The sequence below is a fragment of the Paenibacillus mesophilus genome, assembly GCF_005938385.1.
GTDB lineage: Bacteria > Bacillota > Bacilli > Paenibacillales > NBRC-103111 > Paenibacillus_AB > Paenibacillus_AB mesophilus.
Window position 1 is genome coordinate 231,183 of sequence record NZ_VCRA01000007.1, and the last position, 15,351, is coordinate 246,533.

Here is a 15,351-nt window from a genome sequence, read left to right on the forward strand (position 1 = left end):
ACGTCGCCTCGTTCGGTACGGGCGAAAGCGCTACCCCGCCTCATCTGCAGGCCGTCAGCGGCGCTGCTCCTGCTCGATTTGCTTGTTGATCTGATCTTCCATCTCCCGCAGACCGGTATTGATGTCTTTCTGTCCGCCAAGCATCGTAATGAGAACGCTGTTGAACGTCGATTTGGCGGTTCCGTCGTACTTCGACAGCGGGGCGGGCTTCGCGATCGTATCTTTGAAGAAGGCGGCGATGTTTTTCTTCTCCAGCCCGGTTATCCCTTTGCCGAATTCGCTGCGTACAGCTTCGCTCTTCAAGATCGGAATGCGGCCCTGCCGGGCAAGCTCGATCGCCACCTCGTCGGACATCAAATACGAGATGACCTGGAATGCCGCGTCTTTGTTTTTGCTCGCCGGCGGTATCGCGTAGTAAGGCGCGTTCATTTGAGTGCCCGCCCGTTCCTTCCCGGCGAAGTGAGGGAAGGAGACGACGTCCCAATTCATGCCCGACGCAGCCAGCTCCGTCATATAGTTCGGTCCGGTCCTCATGGCGAGCGTCTGGTTTTTCATAAAGGCGGTCTTCTCGTCCACCGGAGGCTGATTGCCGGGAATCGTATAGAACGAGGTCATCACCTTTACCCATTGCGCCCATTGCTCGTTATTGACGGCGGCTTTATTCGTCTTGGAATCGACGAACGGCAGCGCCAGCTGATTTTTGTAGATGACGTTCAAGAAATTGTAGTGAAAGCCGTGGATCTGAACGTTCCCGTCGGTACGGACGATCCGCTTCGTCAAATCGTACAGTTCTTCCCAAGTCATATCATCCTTCGGATAGCCGACGCCCGCCCGATCGAAAATGTCTTTATTGTAAAAAAGCGCATTATTGTTCAGCTCGAACGGCATGACCAGAAACTGCCCGTTGTCGGAATATGACTTCACCACATCCACGACGCCATCCGTAAACCGGTTAAGGTCGAATTTGTACGTCTTGATGAGAGGGGTCAGATCGGACAGCAGCTGCAAATCTTTCAGCTTCCATAGCCCGCCTAGAGAATGGGAAATGATGTCCGGAACGACTCCGCCGGAGACGACATCCTCGATCATCGTCCCTTTGGCGCTTTTGATCACTTTCAAGTCGACCTGCGGAAATTTTTTGCGGATCAGCTGCTCGACCGTTTCCGCGGATACGCCGGTATCCTCCTTGAATAGCGTCAACGAAACCGGACCGACGATATCTGCGGCAGGCGGCTTGTTGTCCGTTTCGGGCTGCGATCCCGGTCCGCCTTTGCCGCTGCATCCGATCATCAATACGAGCATCGCCGAAATGGAAGCGCATGCAATTTTCTTCTTGTCGATCATTCGATTGTCCCCCTATGTTCGGTTCATTCAAGGTGAAGACCGGTCATTGCAGCAGCTTCCAGACGTTCCGGATGCCTCGGCCATTTGGGTTAACCGCTTCACCTTCGGTGCTGCCGTTCTTTCCTTTATCGGCTGACAGACGATCCAAATTCTCAGCAAACGCTTTCAAAATGGATAAAGCAGTCAATCGTTCCATAAAGGAATACTTTGCCGGTCTAAGCGATAATGATCAATGACGCATTAAACTCAAGAAAGCTTCATATAGATGCTTCATTCCAATTAGCGAAACGTCACCCCCTTCGAAAAAACGGGTCATTTTTAAACGGATTATTACAGCTCGTTTAAAATTATATCGGCACAAGTTTAATTTTTCAATACATTTTTTAAACATTTTAACTCCCCTTCTACTTTCGTCGTTCACTTCTAATTTAACAAAGTAAATGGAGCAATACATGCGAAAAATGCTTATAAACCGCCTTAAAACAGTGAAACAGCTAGAAAATTCATGTCATTCGACCATAATCGATTTATATCGCCGTTTAATAAATATAGCAAAACTAAACACCTTGATGTATACTTCTGTTTATCAAATAGGTTAACCAGTTGTTAACGATAATTTGAAAACTTGCCCGACACAGTCGAAAGGAGCAATTCCATGCACACTCAACAAGCCGACGTACTCATATTGGGGGGGACTCCCGGAGGAATCGGAGCTGCGCTCGCCGCCGCCAGGCGCGGCAGAAAGACGGTAATGATCGAGACTTCGCCTTATGTCGGAGGATTGATGACGAGCGGACTCGGCATGACCGATATCCATTCACTCGATGCGGCGGGTTCGGTATTCCGCGAATACGCTTCCAACGTATTGAACCATTATATCGAAACGTACGGCCCCGATTCGGAGCAAGTCGTCCATTGCCGCAAAGGGCTCCGGTTCGAGCCGTCGGTAGCCAAGAGCATTTTCGCCCGGATGCTCGGAGCGGAGCCCAATCTGCAGACGTTCGTCTCCCATGAACTCGTTTCCGTCGGGAAGGAAGGGGATTCCTTGACGTCGGTTACCGTCCGCCCCATTGACGGAGGAAGCGAAGTCACGTACGAAGCGCATGTTTTTATCGATGCGACTTATGAAGGCGATCTGGCCGCCATGGCCGGCGTTCCTTATTCTCTCGGACGGGAATCGCGCGACGACTGGAACGAAGAATATGCGGGGACGCTGTACCAGAACTTCCTTACGAAAGAAGTGCTGCCCGGCAGTACGGGCGACGGAGACGACCGCATTCAAGCGTACAATTTCCGTCTGTGCTTGACCAAAAACAAGAGCAACCAGGCGCCCTTCCTCAAGCCGGCCGGCTACAATCGAAACGACTACGCCAGTCTGATCGAGGACGTGAGCGCCGGCCGGGTCAAAGGCTTCAGCGAAGTTTGCAATACGGTCATGATTCCGAACGGCAAAACGGATACGAACAATTATCATTACTGCTTATGCTCGACCGACTTGCCGGAGGAAAACCAGGAATATCCGGAAGGGAGCCGAGCCGTCCGGGAACGAATCGTGAAGCGACACCGCGAATATATCCAAGGGTTGCTCTGGTTTTTGCAGAACGACGGGGAGCTCCCGGAATGGTTCCGCGACGATTCCCGCCAGTGGGGTCATGCCGCCGACGAATTCGCCGATACGGATCATTTCCCTCCGCAAATATACGTCCGCGAAGCAAGACGGATCCACGGGGAGTACGTATTCACGGAAAACGACGCCCGCCGCGCCCCCGGCCTCGGAAGATCGCCGATCCATTACGACAGCATCGCGAGCGGCGACTACGGGATCGATTCGCACGCCACCCGCAAACGCGAGCCGATCGGGCAAAACATCGCGCTGGAAGGCTTCATGGCGATCGGGTTCTTGACGGAAATTTACCAAATTCCATACGGCTCCATCGTTCCGCAGCGTGTCGATCGCTTGCTTGTACCGGTTGCCGTCTCGGCTACGCATATGGGACTCGGCACGATCCGGATGGAGCCGTGCTGGATGCAGATCGGGTACGCGGCCGGCGTGGCGGCGGATGTGAGCCTTGCGACGGAGCGGCACGTCCGCGACTTGTCGATCGACAAGCTGCAGGACGAACTGCTCGCGGACAAACAAGTCATTACTTATTTGAAGGATGAGCCTTGGGGCACCGAGACGAGCAAGGCGGTCCAATATTTCGGCGCCAAATCGTTCTTCCCGGGATATACGGCCGAACCGGAGGCGGAGGTTACCGTAGCGCAAGCATCGCAATGGATCGCAGTGAGCCGGTCGCTTCCGGGAGGAAGAAAGCTGCCCTGCTTGCCGGCGTCGGCGGCTATTTTGCCGGCCGGAGTCGACATGGGGCCGAAATCGCCGAAAGAAGAGCCATCGCCGGAAGCGTACTGGACGGAGCAGCCTTATTTGACCGCTGCTATGGCGCGCAAATGGAGCCAAGTGGCTGCAAGAGTCATGAATGCCGCCCACGGCGACTGGTTCGACGGGGAGAAGGAAACCGTTACCCGCGGGCAGTTTCTGAACGCGTTGTATATTTTCCTTCGGGGAGCAAGGCAGCACTGATCCGGCACGAGAGCAGTTGTTGGACAATATCGATAACCAATACGAGGAGCGATTTCCATGAGCAGAAACATACGGATCGGCATTATCGGCAGCGGCAGCAACGCCACCAGGCACGCGGCGGCCTATATGAAAATGAGCGACGTCGAGCTGGTCGCCGTAGCGGACCTTGTCCCGGGCAAAGCGGCCGAGTTTATTCAGAAGAACGGGCTTACGCAAGCCGCGCCTTTCGAAAGCCACGAACAGCTGCTGGAGCTTGATCTGGACGGCGTCAGCATCTGTACGCCGAACATCGCGCACCACCGGACGAGCGTTGACGCTTTGAACGCCGGCAAGCACGTGCTGACCGAGAAACCGATGGCCGTCACGCTGGAGCAGGCTATCGAGATGGTCGAAGCATCCAAGCGGTCAGGCAAAATATTGACGGTCGGCTTCCAGCCCCGCTACGATCCGAACCATAAAGAAATTAAACGGATCGTGCAGTCCGGTACGCTCGGCAAAGTGTATCATGTGCAGACCGGCGGAGGCCGCAGACGCGGCATGCCGGGTAGAGGCTTTATCCGCAAAGACATTTCCGGCTCGGGCGCGATTGCGGACATCGGCTGCTACTCGCTCGATTTGGCGATGGATGCCTTGGGCTATCCGAAGCCGCTGACCGTGTCGGCCTACTGCTCCAACTACTTCGGCACGAATCCGAAATACCATAAAGACGCCGATAAGTTCGATGTCGAGGATTTCGGCGAAGCGCTCGTCCGGTTCGAAGGGGACGTCGTGCTCAATTTCAAAATTTCGTGGGCGATGCATATGGATACGCTCGGCCCCACTTTGTTTCTGGGAACGGAAGGCGGTTTGAAGATCGAGCCGGAGCAAGGCATCAGCAAGCTTTCTTCGGGCGCCTGGGATAAAGGACCGGGATCGATCACGCTGTATCACGACGTCATGGGACATCCGACGGAAAGCCCGATTCCGGTCAAGCCGCACAATTTGGACATCTTCTACGAGAAAGTCCGCGATTTCGTCGTCGCCGTCAAGGAAGGCAAGCCCGCTCCGATACCCGGCGAGCAAATTTTGCTGAACCAGGCCGTGATCGACGGCATCCTCCGCTCGTCGGAGCTGAAGCGCGAAGTCGTCATAGAGCTTCCTACATATTAAGAGAAGGAGGGGTTTGGCATGCCGCATTCGATCGGCGTTCGATTAACTAGAGGCATTACGATGGGAAACGAGCGGGACACTTGGAAGGAGTGGTTTGCCTGGATGGCGCAAACCGGATTCCGGGTCGTGGACGTTCCCGAATTGTCCGCGGAGATGAAGCAGGACGCCGAGGAGGCCGGACTTACGATCGGGACGTTCGACGTCGGTCACGTCCAAGTCGCGCGGCTGTTCAGCAAGGACGAGCAGAAGCGGTATGAGGCGCTTGAATCGATTCGCCAGGGCATCCGCAATGCCGCTTCCCAGGGAGGCAAGCTTTGCTTCATGTGTCTGAAGCCCGAAGATCCGGCGACAACCCGCAAGGAATCGTTCGATTTGTTCAAGGAGATGTTTCCCGGCCTGCTCGCTTTCGCGGAGCAAGAAGGCGTTGCGATCGTATTGGAAGGCTGGCCCGGCAACGCGCCCTATTACCCGACGATCGGATGCACGCCGGAAATGCTGCGGGCGATGTTCGAAGCGGTTCCTTCCCCGGCGCTTCAGCTGAACTATGATCCTTCCCATCTCATCCGGCTAGGGATCGACTGCGTGCGGTTTTTGCGCGAGTTTTCCGGACGGATCGGGCATGTGCACGCTAAAGATTGCGTCATTCTGCCGGAGAACGTCTATTTGTACGGACGGCACCAGCCCCCGGTATTCGAGCACGGAATCAAATCGAGCGAAGGTCCGTGGCGGTACACGATTCCCGGCGAAGGGCAAGCGGACTGGGCCGCCATCGCCTTCGAGCTCGACTTGATCGGCTACCGGGGCGCCGTTACCGTAGAGCTGGAGGATCACCGGTACAAGGGGAGTGTCGAGGAGCATCGGCGCGGATTGGTGAAGTCTCTGCAGCATCTGTCTCGTTTTTTCTCTTGAATGAGTCGTCTTCATACGTATTGATCGCCCGCGGATTCACATCGATTGACAATCCGTAACTCCAACCGGCTGCCGATGCAGCCGGTTTTTTCGCAACAAACGAAACTTCTCCATCCTCCCACTCCCAGGTCAAACCTAATTTACTTGACCCGATTCGACCCGCTAAATGGAAATCCTACAGTACAAGTAACAAGAATAGAGCAAATAGCGAGCCTAAACGGGAAAACCTGAAGTTAAATTCGCCATAATCGGGTCCAAGAAGCAAATTCGATAAAATGTGCTGCAGGTTTTCCAGTTAAACTTTCGCAAATGCGAAGAATCGATGAAATTTACGGCATATTTTCCAGTTACGGGAGCGGACGAAGCAGCATGGAAGTCTGATACAACAAAAAACAGCGGCCCGGAACTCGTATGCCCAAGTCCCGAACCGCCGTTCCGCTATGTAAGTATAAGTTCAAGCTTCCGCTACCTGCACCCACCGCGAGCCGTCATGGGCGCTTTCCAAACATTTGTCGATAAACCGCACTCCGTCAATGCCTTCTCCGATTCGCGGATAGTCCGCATTCGGATCGGCTCCCTTTCCTTGCAGCAGACCGGATACGTCCGAGCAAAAAGCCGAATAAATGTTCGAGAACGCTTCGTATAGCCCTTCCGGATGACCTCCGGGAAGCCGATTGAATGCAGCGGCCCCCGGGTACAGCGCGTCTCTCCCCCGGGACAGCAGCTGCAGCGGTTTCCCTTTCACGCTAAGCCGAAGCTCGTCCGGACGCTCCTGCTCCCATTCCAGCGACCCTTTCGTTCCGAACAGCCTAACCTTCAGCCCGTTCTTACTGCCGGCCGCCACCTGTGAGCACCAATATACACCCGTGGCGCCGCCCTCGTATTTGACTAATATATTGGCGTTGTTGTCAAGCTCCATCAGCGTACCGTACGACTGCATATCCGCGCAAAGCGACTCGATCTTCAGTCCCGTCATGTACGATACGGTATGCGCGATATGGACGCCGATGTCGGCCACGCAGCAGGACTTCCCTTGGCTTGCGTCCATCCTCCACGACGCCCGCTCCGCATTCAATACCCACTCCTGCGGATATTCCGCCATCACGGTAATCAGGTCGCCCAGTTCCCCGTGCCGGACGAGCTCCCTCGCCTGCTTGACCATCGGGTATCCGGAATACGTGTACGTCACGCAGAACAGCAGGCCGTTTCGCTCCGCGATGCGCTCCAATTCCTTCGCTTCGCTCTGTTCGATCGTAAGAGGCTTGTCGCAAACGACATGAAATCCGTGCTGCAGAAACGTTTTCGCTATGGCGTAATGCGAGTTGTTCGGCGTCACGATGGAAACGAAATCGATCCGGTCCTCGCGCCCCGCTTCCTTCTCCGCCATCTCCTCGTAGGTCGAATAGATCCGGTCCGGCGCGATTCCGAGCTTGTGCCCGGTTGCCGCCGATTTCGCCGCATCCCTCGAGAAACACCCCGCCGCGATTACGCTCTTCCGGTCGAACATCGCGGCTCTGCAATGAATATCGCCGATCAAAGACCCTTCTCCGCCGCCAACCATGCCGAACTTCAGGACGGACTGCATTCGCCTTCCCCCTTTGTTTTATTTTTGCGCAGCCGCGCAGGAGCTACGCTCGAGCAGCTCGGTCGAAATGAGCATCTGACGGGGAGGAATTTTCGATTTCTCCAGCAGGTCGGTCAGCACTTTCACGGCCAAGCTTCCGAGCGCCTCTTTGTTTTGCTTGATGACCGTCACCGGCGGATTCTCATACGGAAACGAGGCGAAGTCATCGAATACGATAACGGATACGTCATCGGGAATCCTTTTCTGGACGGAGCGCAAATAATGAAGGACCGATATGCCGACGCTCGCATTGACGGCGAATACGGCTGTAGGCTGTATGCGGCTCAGCTTGCTCCAGCCTTCGTCCTCCGGCTTATACCGCTCGGAGATCAGCACCTTGTCGTTCTCGATGTCGGCAAGCCCCGAGTTTCGCAAATGCGAGAAAAAACCGTTCGCCCGGTCGAGCTCCCAATGAGGCATATTGGGACGCCCCACAAGCGAAATGCGCGTATGGCCCAGATCGTCGAACAAATATTCGGCGGCAAGCTTCCCTCCGCTGTAATGATCGGAGCAAACGTTGAAAATGTGGCGGGCGGAGCCGTCGACCTTCCGGTTGCCGACGAATACCATCGGGAAATGCATATCCTGCAGCTTGCCGAACCCTTTTAGATTCGGAATCGACGAGATGACGACGACACCTTCGACGCCGGATTGCATCACCTTCTCCGCGATATCCTCGGACGTATCGGCGATATTTTTCTGCATATGAATGCCGATAAACACGACGTCGTACCCTTTGCCCGCCGCGTCCTCCGTCACCCCGATCAGCGTATCCCGGAAAAAGTCCTTCTCGAAATCGGGATTATGGCTTACGTACAAAATGCCGATGGAGCGGTTGCGCAGCCATTTCCCGCCCTCCATCCCGCTCAGGTCGTAGCCGATGTTTTTCGCGATGTTGCGTATTTTGACTTTCGTTTCCATTGATATTTTGGGACTGTCCGAGAGCGAGAGCGAGACGGTTGCTTTGGAAACTCCCGCGATCTTGGCGATATCCTCGAATGTCGGCATATGCTCATATAGCTCCTCTATGGATGGATGCCTATATTTTACCACGATTCTTGTTTACTAATCAAATAAACAAACCAGCTAATCGGGGATATTTCCGCTACTCGCCGCAGGAATAAATACTTCATCAAACAAGCAATAACAACAAAAAAGGGCGCAGAAGCTTGTTGATCGATCTAATTAACATCAAGTCAACAAGCATACATGCGCTCGTATCGCATTCCTCCGGAAGGACGCCGATTACGAGGCCTCGCCTTCGGTCGGATCGCCTTCGCCTATTCCCCGATCCCTCCAACCGGATACGGGCCTTTATAGCCGAGCCGGGACGAAATTTCTCTCCCCGCTTCGATCAGCATGTTCCCGTATTGGGGAAGCGATTGCACTGGAAGATTGCCCTTCAGCGTCGTCAAGCTGATGCCCCCGTATACGATCCCGTCGCTCATAAAGACCGGCACCCCGATGCAGCGGACGCCCATCTCCCCTTCCTCGTCATCAATCGCGTAACCGCATTCGCGAACGTGATGCAAGTGCTCGCGAAAAGCGTTCTCCGTCGCAATCGAATTCGGCGTCCGTGAAATGAGCCCCTTTGAGATCACGAGCTGCAGCTCCTGTTCCGGCAAATACGCCGCAATCGCTTTCCCGACTGCGGACGTATTCATCTTTTTCCGTTCCCCTCGATACGATTGGAAGCGGACCATGCCCGGACCCTCGATCTTCTCCAGACAGACGAACTCTCCTTTGTCATAGGCGCCTAGATGCACTGTAAAATTCGTTTCGTCCCGCAATTGTTCCATATACGGAACTATAGTCGTCGCCGTATCAATCCCCCGTATCGCAGACATGCCCAAACTGTACAGCTTCAGGCCGAGGTGATACGATCCGCCGGGGCTTTTGCGGATGAATCCGTACGACTCCAGCGTGTTCAGTATCGTATAGACGCTTGTTTTCGGCAAACCGAGCTCCTTGCTTAGATCGGTAAAGGAGACGCCGTTCCCGGCAAGCGCCAAATAATCCATGATCGCGATCGATTTTTCCAGGGCAGGTACGGAATATTTCGGACTTTCCGCAAGTTTTCCCATAAGTTCCTCCGCAGCAGCAAGCTCTGAATTTGTTCATCCCTAGTAAACTGTTTCTCTCCCATAATGATAAGGGATCGTTGTAGCGCTAGCAATATGAACGTTGAAAACGGCGCAAGGAACCTGTTGACAGCCGATAAAGGTTGTAATATTCTGTATTTGGATAACATCTTGAATTCAGTTCAGTATACTGAACTTTAGTGGGGGGATTAGACGACTCGATGCCGGTATGAAACGTTTTTCTGAAAAGGCTTTCACAAGGGCTGGTCGACCCGACATGCATCATCATCCCGAAAATCTTGATGCAAGTTCGTTTTGGAAGCGTTGTCAAATTGTCCGCCAACCAGAAAGGGGAACCTCGAATGATTAGAAAAAGTACCATTGCGATTGCAAGCATTATGCTCGTCTCTTCGCTCGCCGCCTGCAGTAGCGGATCGGATAAGAAGCCAGCCGAACCGGCAGGCGCCACGAACGCCCCGAAGAAGGACGATATCGCGACCAAAATCGCCGAAGCGACTTCCAAGCCCGTTACCATTAACGTCTTCGAGAACTCATCCACCTATACCCAAGAGCAGTTCATGGAGCTGTACGGCAGCCAGATCAAGAAAAAATATCCGAACATGTCGTTCAAGCTGTACTCCGCGAACAAAGCGAACGGAGGCGGCACCCTGCCCGACTTGATCGCCCAAGGCGTGCAAATCGACCTTGTCAAAGTAAGCGGCGCTTCGTTCTACACGCTGATGGCCGACAACAAGCTGGAGAGCAACGTGAACGATCTGATCAAGCTTTACGGCGTCGACATCAACAAATGGTATCCCGCCGTACAGCAGCAGATGCAAATGTTCGGCAACAACAAAGAAATATACGGCATCCCGAACGCTTCCGTATCGATGGCGCTCTTCTACAACAAAGACATTTTCGATAAATTCGGGGTCGCTTATCCGAAGGACGGCATGAACTGGGATGAAGTGTACGAATTGGCCCGCAAGCTGACGAGACAGGACGGCGGCATTCAATATATGGGCTTCCAGGAAGGCTACGGCCACAGCTTCCCGGTCAACCAGCTGTCCCAAGGCTATATCGATGTGAAGACGAACAAGGCGACTCTCAACAACGACAATTGGAAGAAGCTGATCGAGAACTTCGCGCGGTTCCACCGCATCGAAGGCAACGCCTTCATCCCGAGCTATGTCGATCCTTTCTGGAAAGACGGCAGGGTGGCGATGGTCGCCGCCCAGAGCGCCGGATCGTGGGCATTCGCCGATACGACGACGATCAACTGGGACCTCGTCGAGCTTCCGCGCTTCAAGGATGCGCCGAAAGCGGGAGCGGGACTCCAGCTTCCGTTCTACGCGATCGCAAGCACCAGCAAAAACCGCGACCAAGCGTTCTTGGCCGCCGCGTACATCGGTTCCGAGGAGTTCCAGAAAGAATTCGCCAAGCTCGGCTACGTGCCGCCGATCAAGATCGACAACCTGCTCGACGTACTCGGCAAAAGCGTTCCGAAGCTGGCCGGTAAAAACTTGAAAGCCGCGGTACCGCTAGAATCCGCCGCAGCGCCGTATGCATTCAACTCTTACTTCGGACAAGTGCCGGGCTTCCTGAATACGGCGTACACGGACGTCGTCGATGGGAAGAAAGATTTGAATACCGCTTTGAGAGAAGCCGAGGAAGCGGCGAACAAAAAAATCGAGGAAGCGATGGCCGCGAAAAAATAAGCGGAGCTTAACGCGCTCCCGTCCTTAAGGCATAACGTATGCCCGGGACGGGGGCTTTTATATGTCTCAAAAAGGAATCCGGCTCCATACGGAATACAGAAACAAGGCGATGCCCGCCGTAAGGAAAGCTTTTCCCCTCAAGCTGATCGGATTGATCCATTTCTTTGCTTTCTGTCTTTCTTCTTGACCAGTTGCTCGACGTTTACCGTCTGGTTCCGACGCGTGATCCCAAGTAAAAGTCACGGGGAACTAGTGAATTTCAGCACGAAGAAGTCACTTGCCGGTTTGTGACTTCACAGAACATAGCGGAGGAAATTGACAGGTTCGTGTATCACTTTGTTATACTGATTAATAACTCAACTTTCGAACCTTTGAGCTGCGAAAGTTGAGTTAATAACTACTAAATTTGTGTATACGAGAAAGGCGGACAACCTATGGCATACGCGTTTATTATCGAACCGGCCGCATATAACGCTTTCGAAGACGAGGCGGCGCAGATCGAACAATGCAAGGAATGGGGCCTGCTATCGGACAAAGCGACGAAAACAAAAGCTTTCTTCTATAAAGGAAACGGGATGAATCTGGCCTGCTCCATAGTCGGATTTGTCGACAAAATGACGGCCGTTATCGAGTTTGACAGCAATCAGAAGCACTGCATTCACCCTTCGTACTTAAAGGAAATGCAGGCGTCGAACTACGGCCAGAGACTGACAGCCGCGGTTGAAGAGGCGGCGGAGCCGGAAGCCGTGAGGAATGCGGCGCCTCAGGAGGATATTCCGCCCGTAGAGGAGATCGCTTCCGTGCAGCAAGAAGCATCACCCGCTGAGGAAGCCCCGGCTTTACAGGAAGAACATGCACCCGCCGAGGAAGAGAAGCCGGAATCGCCCAAGGCCGAGGCGGCGCCGAAAGGAAGAGCCAAGAAGCAACAGCTTCAGCTTCCGGAGGACAAAGTCAAAATGACCGCAACCGTACAAGAATTTACGACGGTCCCGAACAACTTCTCCGATAATGACGACGAAGTGATTATATACGAAGCGGTCTCCATCGCAGAGCCTGCGATCGAAGTCGGCACAGCCTGGTCCAGCCACAGCGCCACGCTCAAAAAATTAGAGCTGCAGGTCGGGGATACGATTACGTTTGAAGGTAAAATCGTAACGAAGAAGCTGACGAAGCATCCCGTTCCTTATAAAATCAACAACCCCGCGAAAATCCAAAAAGCTTGAAAGCTATAATGCCGGGGAAAGAAAAAAGCCCATTCTATGTGGGCTTTTTGTGCATTCATCTGCACCTGTTCGTGACGATGAGGCGACCCTTCAGTTGTCCCGAGGCCCGAACCGTTTCGCCGATCTGATGCGGGCACGTTCGATCTCGACTTCGCGATTGCGCGGCTCAGCATGGGTCGCGAGAGAGTCAAGCAAGTTTCGGGCAACCGCAGCCACCTCCTGAATCGCCCGGTTGAACGCCGCTTCGTTCGTCTTCGACGGTGTATTGAAGCCCGAGAGCTTTCTTACGAATTGGAGCGAGGCCGCATGAATTTCTTCGTCGGTTGCCGGAGGATCGAAGTTGAACAACGTTTTAATATTTCGGCACATAGTGTTCTCCTTTTCATTGCCATTGTTGCTTCAATCTTACTACACTCCTACTCTCCCCGCCAGCCGACTCATTCTGCCCATTAATCGAGAAAAGACAACCGATCCATTTGACCGATTGCCTTTGCAGCTGTTATTTAAAACCTTATCGGATTTATCGTTGTATATAATTCATATAAATTATATATTATATTTAAATCCCCGATCAGTCGGGCCCTCTTATTATTCCGAGAAGGGTGAACCTAAAGGAGGAAGGCCATGATGGCTATTTTAATAACAGGCGCGAACGGCAAAATCGGCAGCAAGCTGCTTGCGTCCATGATCGCCGACCGCGAGCTGGTATGCTTCTCACGGAAGCGTCCGCCGGTTGACGCCACTTTCGTCAAAGGAAATTTCGATTGTTACGAGGATCTATGCAGGCTGGACGGCTACCGGATCGATACCGTAATCCATCTCGCTGCCGTGCAAACCGGATTCTCCGAAGAAGAAATTTTCGGAACGAATATATTGGGTACGCGACGGCTGTTCCGGTACTTAATCGATAAGGGCTGCCGCAAATTTATTTCGATCAGCTCGATTGCAGCCGTCGGCTGTCTGGATCGCGACTTCTTTCCTCAGCGGCTGCCGATAGCCGACGATCATCCTTGCTTGGCCACGGACGCGTACGGTGCCTCTAAAGCCATGGTCGAGGAGCTGAACAACTATTTCAGCAGAAGGTCGCCCGGTACGGATTTTATTAATCTGCGATTAGGTTCAGTGGTGGAGAACGAAGAAGCATGGGCTCAATGCGAGGTCAAGCGGGATTCGACTCCAAGCATTCCCTTCGCAAATTTAAGCAAAGTGCTGATAAGCGATGTGATACGGGCGATCGAAACAGCCGTCGATGCCCCGCTTCAATATGGCGCCCGCACCTACAATGTGGTCGGCAGGCAAGCGTGTTGCGATCATCCCGTCACGGAGATACTGGAACGTCTATTCGGCGAACGTTTCCGGCGTGTGGACAGCTCGTACTATGAGAAAGAGGGGGGCGAGAAAGCGCCTCTGTTCTCGATGACCCGAATCAAGAATGACCTGGGGTTCGAGCCTTTACGCTAGCTTCAGACGGCAAACAAACGAGGCCTAGGAATAATATTCCTAAGCCTCACACATGCATCCTACCCAATAATCCCGGTCAACCCGGATTTGTATATAACCGGAGCCGGCTTATGGGGCAACTGCAGTGAGGTTCCCTCCGCCTCCGATCAATCCGCCGCCTTGGAACGGATTCGTAGGAGCCGGCGCTCCCCAAATTTTGCTTACCCGCTCTTCGAGCTCCTCCTCGCTGAGTCCGAGGTCGACGCTTTTGACGGCTTCGAGTTCCTCTTCCGTCAACTGAAATCCCGCGGCTTGAACCGCCGACTCCGGATTTTCGGCCAGCTGCTGGCGGAACTGCTCGTCTTTCAACGCATGCGCGACAAGCTTCGTCATATCCTGCACACTCACTCCGTTATCCCTCCATTCCTAGTATAAAAGGACTACGGATTCATTTTACCGCCCGCTCCTTACAACATTCTTACAAAACAAGAAGTTTCCGCTTACATCCGATGAAGCCCCAATAATGTATACAAGGAGTCGACCGATCGTTTGGGCAGTCCGGCGTCCCCCAACAGCTTGCGGGCGGCGGAAGCCGCCGATAAGCTGAATTGATAAGCGATGTGGTACGGGCGATCGAAACAGCCGTCGATGCCCCGCTTCAATATGGCGCCCGCACCTACAATGTGGTCGGCAGGCAAGCGTGTTGCGATCATCCCGTCACGGAGATACTGGAACGTCTATTCGGCGAACGTTTCCGGCGTGTGGACAGTTCGTACTATGAGAAAGAGGGGTGCGAGAATGCGCCTCTGTTCTCGATGACCTGAATCAAGAATGATCTGGGGTTCGAGCCTTTGCACTAGCATCAGATAGCAAACAAACGAGGCCTAGGAATAAAATTCCTAAGCCTCATACATGCATCCCTATCCATTAATCCCGGTCAATTCGGTTTTGTTTATAGCCGGAGCCGGCTTACGGGGCAACCGTAGTGAGGTTCCCTCCGCCTCCGATCAATCCGCCGCCCTGGAACGGATTCGTAGGAGCCGGCGCTCCCCAAATTTTGCTTACCCGCTCTTCGAGCTCCTCCTCGCTGAGTCCGAGGTCGACGCTTTTGACGGCTTCGAGCTCCTCTTCCGTCAACTGGAATCCCGCGGCTTGAACCGCCGACTCCGGATTTTCGGCCAGCTGCTGGCGGAACTGCTCGTCTTTCAACGCATGCGCGACAAGCTTCGTCATATCCTGCACACTCACTCCGTTATCCCTCCATTTCTAGTATAAAAGGACT

Annotated in this window: 14 protein-coding genes; 6 read left to right on the top strand and 8 right to left on the bottom strand. The window is 53.7% G+C overall.

Annotated elements, in window-relative coordinates:
* Positions 1-54: 54 nt before the first annotated feature.
* Positions 55-1,344, bottom strand: coding sequence for an ABC transporter substrate-binding protein (locus FE783_RS15480; RefSeq protein WP_138880284.1), 1,290 nt, complete (start codon positions 1,342-1,344; stop codon positions 55-57).
* Positions 1,345-1,999: 655 nt separating this feature from the next.
* Between FE783_RS15480 and FE783_RS15485 the strand changes: the two genes are divergently transcribed.
* From FE783_RS15485 to FE783_RS15495, 3 genes are read left to right on the top strand one after another with little or no spacing between them, the layout of a single operon-like run.
* On the top strand, positions 2,000-3,925 hold the full coding sequence (locus FE783_RS15485; RefSeq protein ID WP_138880285.1) for an FAD-dependent oxidoreductase: 1,926 nt from the start codon (positions 2,000-2,002) through the stop codon (positions 3,923-3,925).
* 57 nt (positions 3,926-3,982) lie between these two features.
* Positions 3,983-5,074, top strand: a complete 1,092-nt coding sequence (locus tag FE783_RS15490) for a Gfo/Idh/MocA family protein (RefSeq protein ID WP_138880286.1) — start codon at positions 3,983-3,985, stop codon at positions 5,072-5,074.
* Between the two features lie 18 nt (positions 5,075-5,092).
* On the top strand, positions 5,093-5,983 hold the full coding sequence (locus tag FE783_RS15495; RefSeq protein ID WP_138880287.1) for a sugar phosphate isomerase/epimerase family protein: 891 nt from the start codon (positions 5,093-5,095) through the stop codon (positions 5,981-5,983).
* A gap of 454 nt (positions 5,984-6,437) precedes the next feature.
* On the opposite strand, the gene FE783_RS15500 is transcribed toward FE783_RS15495, so the two are convergent.
* The 3 genes from FE783_RS15500 to FE783_RS15510 form a co-directional block, all read right to left on the bottom strand.
* Positions 6,438-7,568: a Gfo/Idh/MocA family protein gene (locus FE783_RS15500; protein ID WP_138880288.1), complete on the bottom strand. Its 1,131-nt coding sequence runs from the start codon at positions 7,566-7,568 to the stop codon at positions 6,438-6,440.
* Between the two features lie 18 nt (positions 7,569-7,586).
* Entirely contained in the window at positions 7,587-8,615 is a 1,029-nt protein-coding gene (locus tag FE783_RS15505) for a LacI family DNA-binding transcriptional regulator (RefSeq protein WP_138880289.1), read from the bottom strand.
* 272 nt (positions 8,616-8,887) lie between these two features.
* Entirely contained in the window at positions 8,888-9,691 is an 804-nt protein-coding gene (locus FE783_RS15510; protein ID WP_138880290.1) for an IclR family transcriptional regulator, read from the bottom strand.
* 359 nt (positions 9,692-10,050) lie between these two features.
* Here FE783_RS15510 and FE783_RS15515 point away from each other — a divergent pair, with 359 nt between their 5' ends.
* Positions 10,051-11,406, top strand: coding sequence for an ABC transporter substrate-binding protein (locus FE783_RS15515; protein WP_158301824.1), 1,356 nt, complete (start codon positions 10,051-10,053; stop codon positions 11,404-11,406).
* A gap of 434 nt (positions 11,407-11,840) precedes the next feature.
* Positions 11,841-12,629, top strand: a complete 789-nt coding sequence (locus FE783_RS15520) for a hypothetical protein (protein WP_138880292.1) — start codon at positions 11,841-11,843, stop codon at positions 12,627-12,629.
* A gap of 90 nt (positions 12,630-12,719) precedes the next feature.
* On the opposite strand, the gene FE783_RS15525 is transcribed toward FE783_RS15520, so the two are convergent.
* On the bottom strand, positions 12,720-12,998 hold the full coding sequence (locus FE783_RS15525) for a DUF2277 domain-containing protein (protein ID WP_138880293.1): 279 nt from the start codon (positions 12,996-12,998) through the stop codon (positions 12,720-12,722).
* A gap of 255 nt (positions 12,999-13,253) precedes the next feature.
* Between FE783_RS15525 and FE783_RS15530 the strand changes: the two genes are divergently transcribed.
* The gene (locus FE783_RS15530; protein WP_138880294.1) at positions 13,254-14,090 is read left to right on the top strand and encodes an NAD-dependent epimerase/dehydratase family protein; all 837 of its coding nucleotides are present in this window, start codon (positions 13,254-13,256) and stop codon (positions 14,088-14,090) included.
* Between the two features lie 108 nt (positions 14,091-14,198).
* Here the strand turns inward: FE783_RS15530 and FE783_RS15535 are convergent, their stop codons facing one another.
* The 3 genes from FE783_RS15535 to FE783_RS15545 form a co-directional block, all read right to left on the bottom strand.
* A complete protein-coding gene (locus FE783_RS15535; protein WP_138880295.1) occupies positions 14,199-14,477 on the bottom strand; it encodes a Nif11-like leader peptide family RiPP precursor in 279 nt (92 codons plus the stop codon).
* Positions 14,478-14,569: 92 nt separating this feature from the next.
* On the bottom strand, positions 14,570-14,767 hold the full coding sequence (locus FE783_RS15540) for a hypothetical protein (protein WP_138880296.1): 198 nt from the start codon (positions 14,765-14,767) through the stop codon (positions 14,570-14,572).
* Between the two features lie 271 nt (positions 14,768-15,038).
* Positions 15,039-15,317, bottom strand: coding sequence for a Nif11-like leader peptide family RiPP precursor (locus tag FE783_RS15545; RefSeq protein ID WP_138880297.1), 279 nt, complete (start codon positions 15,315-15,317; stop codon positions 15,039-15,041).
* Positions 15,318-15,351: the final 34 nt, after the last annotated feature.

Excerpts from the sequence above, each read along its gene's own strand:
- FE783_RS15480 (WP_138880284.1), bottom strand. The coding sequence starts at position 1,344 with ATGATCGACAAGAAGAAAATTGCATGCGCTTCCATTTCGGCGATGCTC.
- FE783_RS15485 (WP_138880285.1), top strand. The coding sequence starts at position 2,000 with ATGCACACTCAACAAGCCGACGTACTCATATTGGGGGGGACTCCCGGA.
- FE783_RS15490 (WP_138880286.1), top strand. The coding sequence starts at position 3,983 with ATGAGCAGAAACATACGGATCGGCATTATCGGCAGCGGCAGCAACGCC.
- FE783_RS15495 (WP_138880287.1), top strand. The coding sequence starts at position 5,093 with ATGCCGCATTCGATCGGCGTTCGATTAACTAGAGGCATTACGATGGGA.
- FE783_RS15500 (WP_138880288.1), bottom strand. The coding sequence starts at position 7,568 with ATGCAGTCCGTCCTGAAGTTCGGCATGGTTGGCGGCGGAGAAGGGTCT.
- FE783_RS15505 (WP_138880289.1), bottom strand. The coding sequence starts at position 8,615 with ATGCCGACATTCGAGGATATCGCCAAGATCGCGGGAGTTTCCAAAGCA.
- FE783_RS15510 (WP_138880290.1), bottom strand. The coding sequence starts at position 9,691 with ATGGGAAAACTTGCGGAAAGTCCGAAATATTCCGTACCTGCCCTGGAA.
- FE783_RS15515 (WP_158301824.1), top strand. The coding sequence starts at position 10,051 with ATGATTAGAAAAAGTACCATTGCGATTGCAAGCATTATGCTCGTCTCT.
- FE783_RS15520 (WP_138880292.1), top strand. The coding sequence starts at position 11,841 with ATGGCATACGCGTTTATTATCGAACCGGCCGCATATAACGCTTTCGAA.
- FE783_RS15525 (WP_138880293.1), bottom strand. The coding sequence starts at position 12,998 with ATGTGCCGAAATATTAAAACGTTGTTCAACTTCGATCCTCCGGCAACC.
- FE783_RS15530 (WP_138880294.1), top strand. The coding sequence starts at position 13,254 with ATGATGGCTATTTTAATAACAGGCGCGAACGGCAAAATCGGCAGCAAG.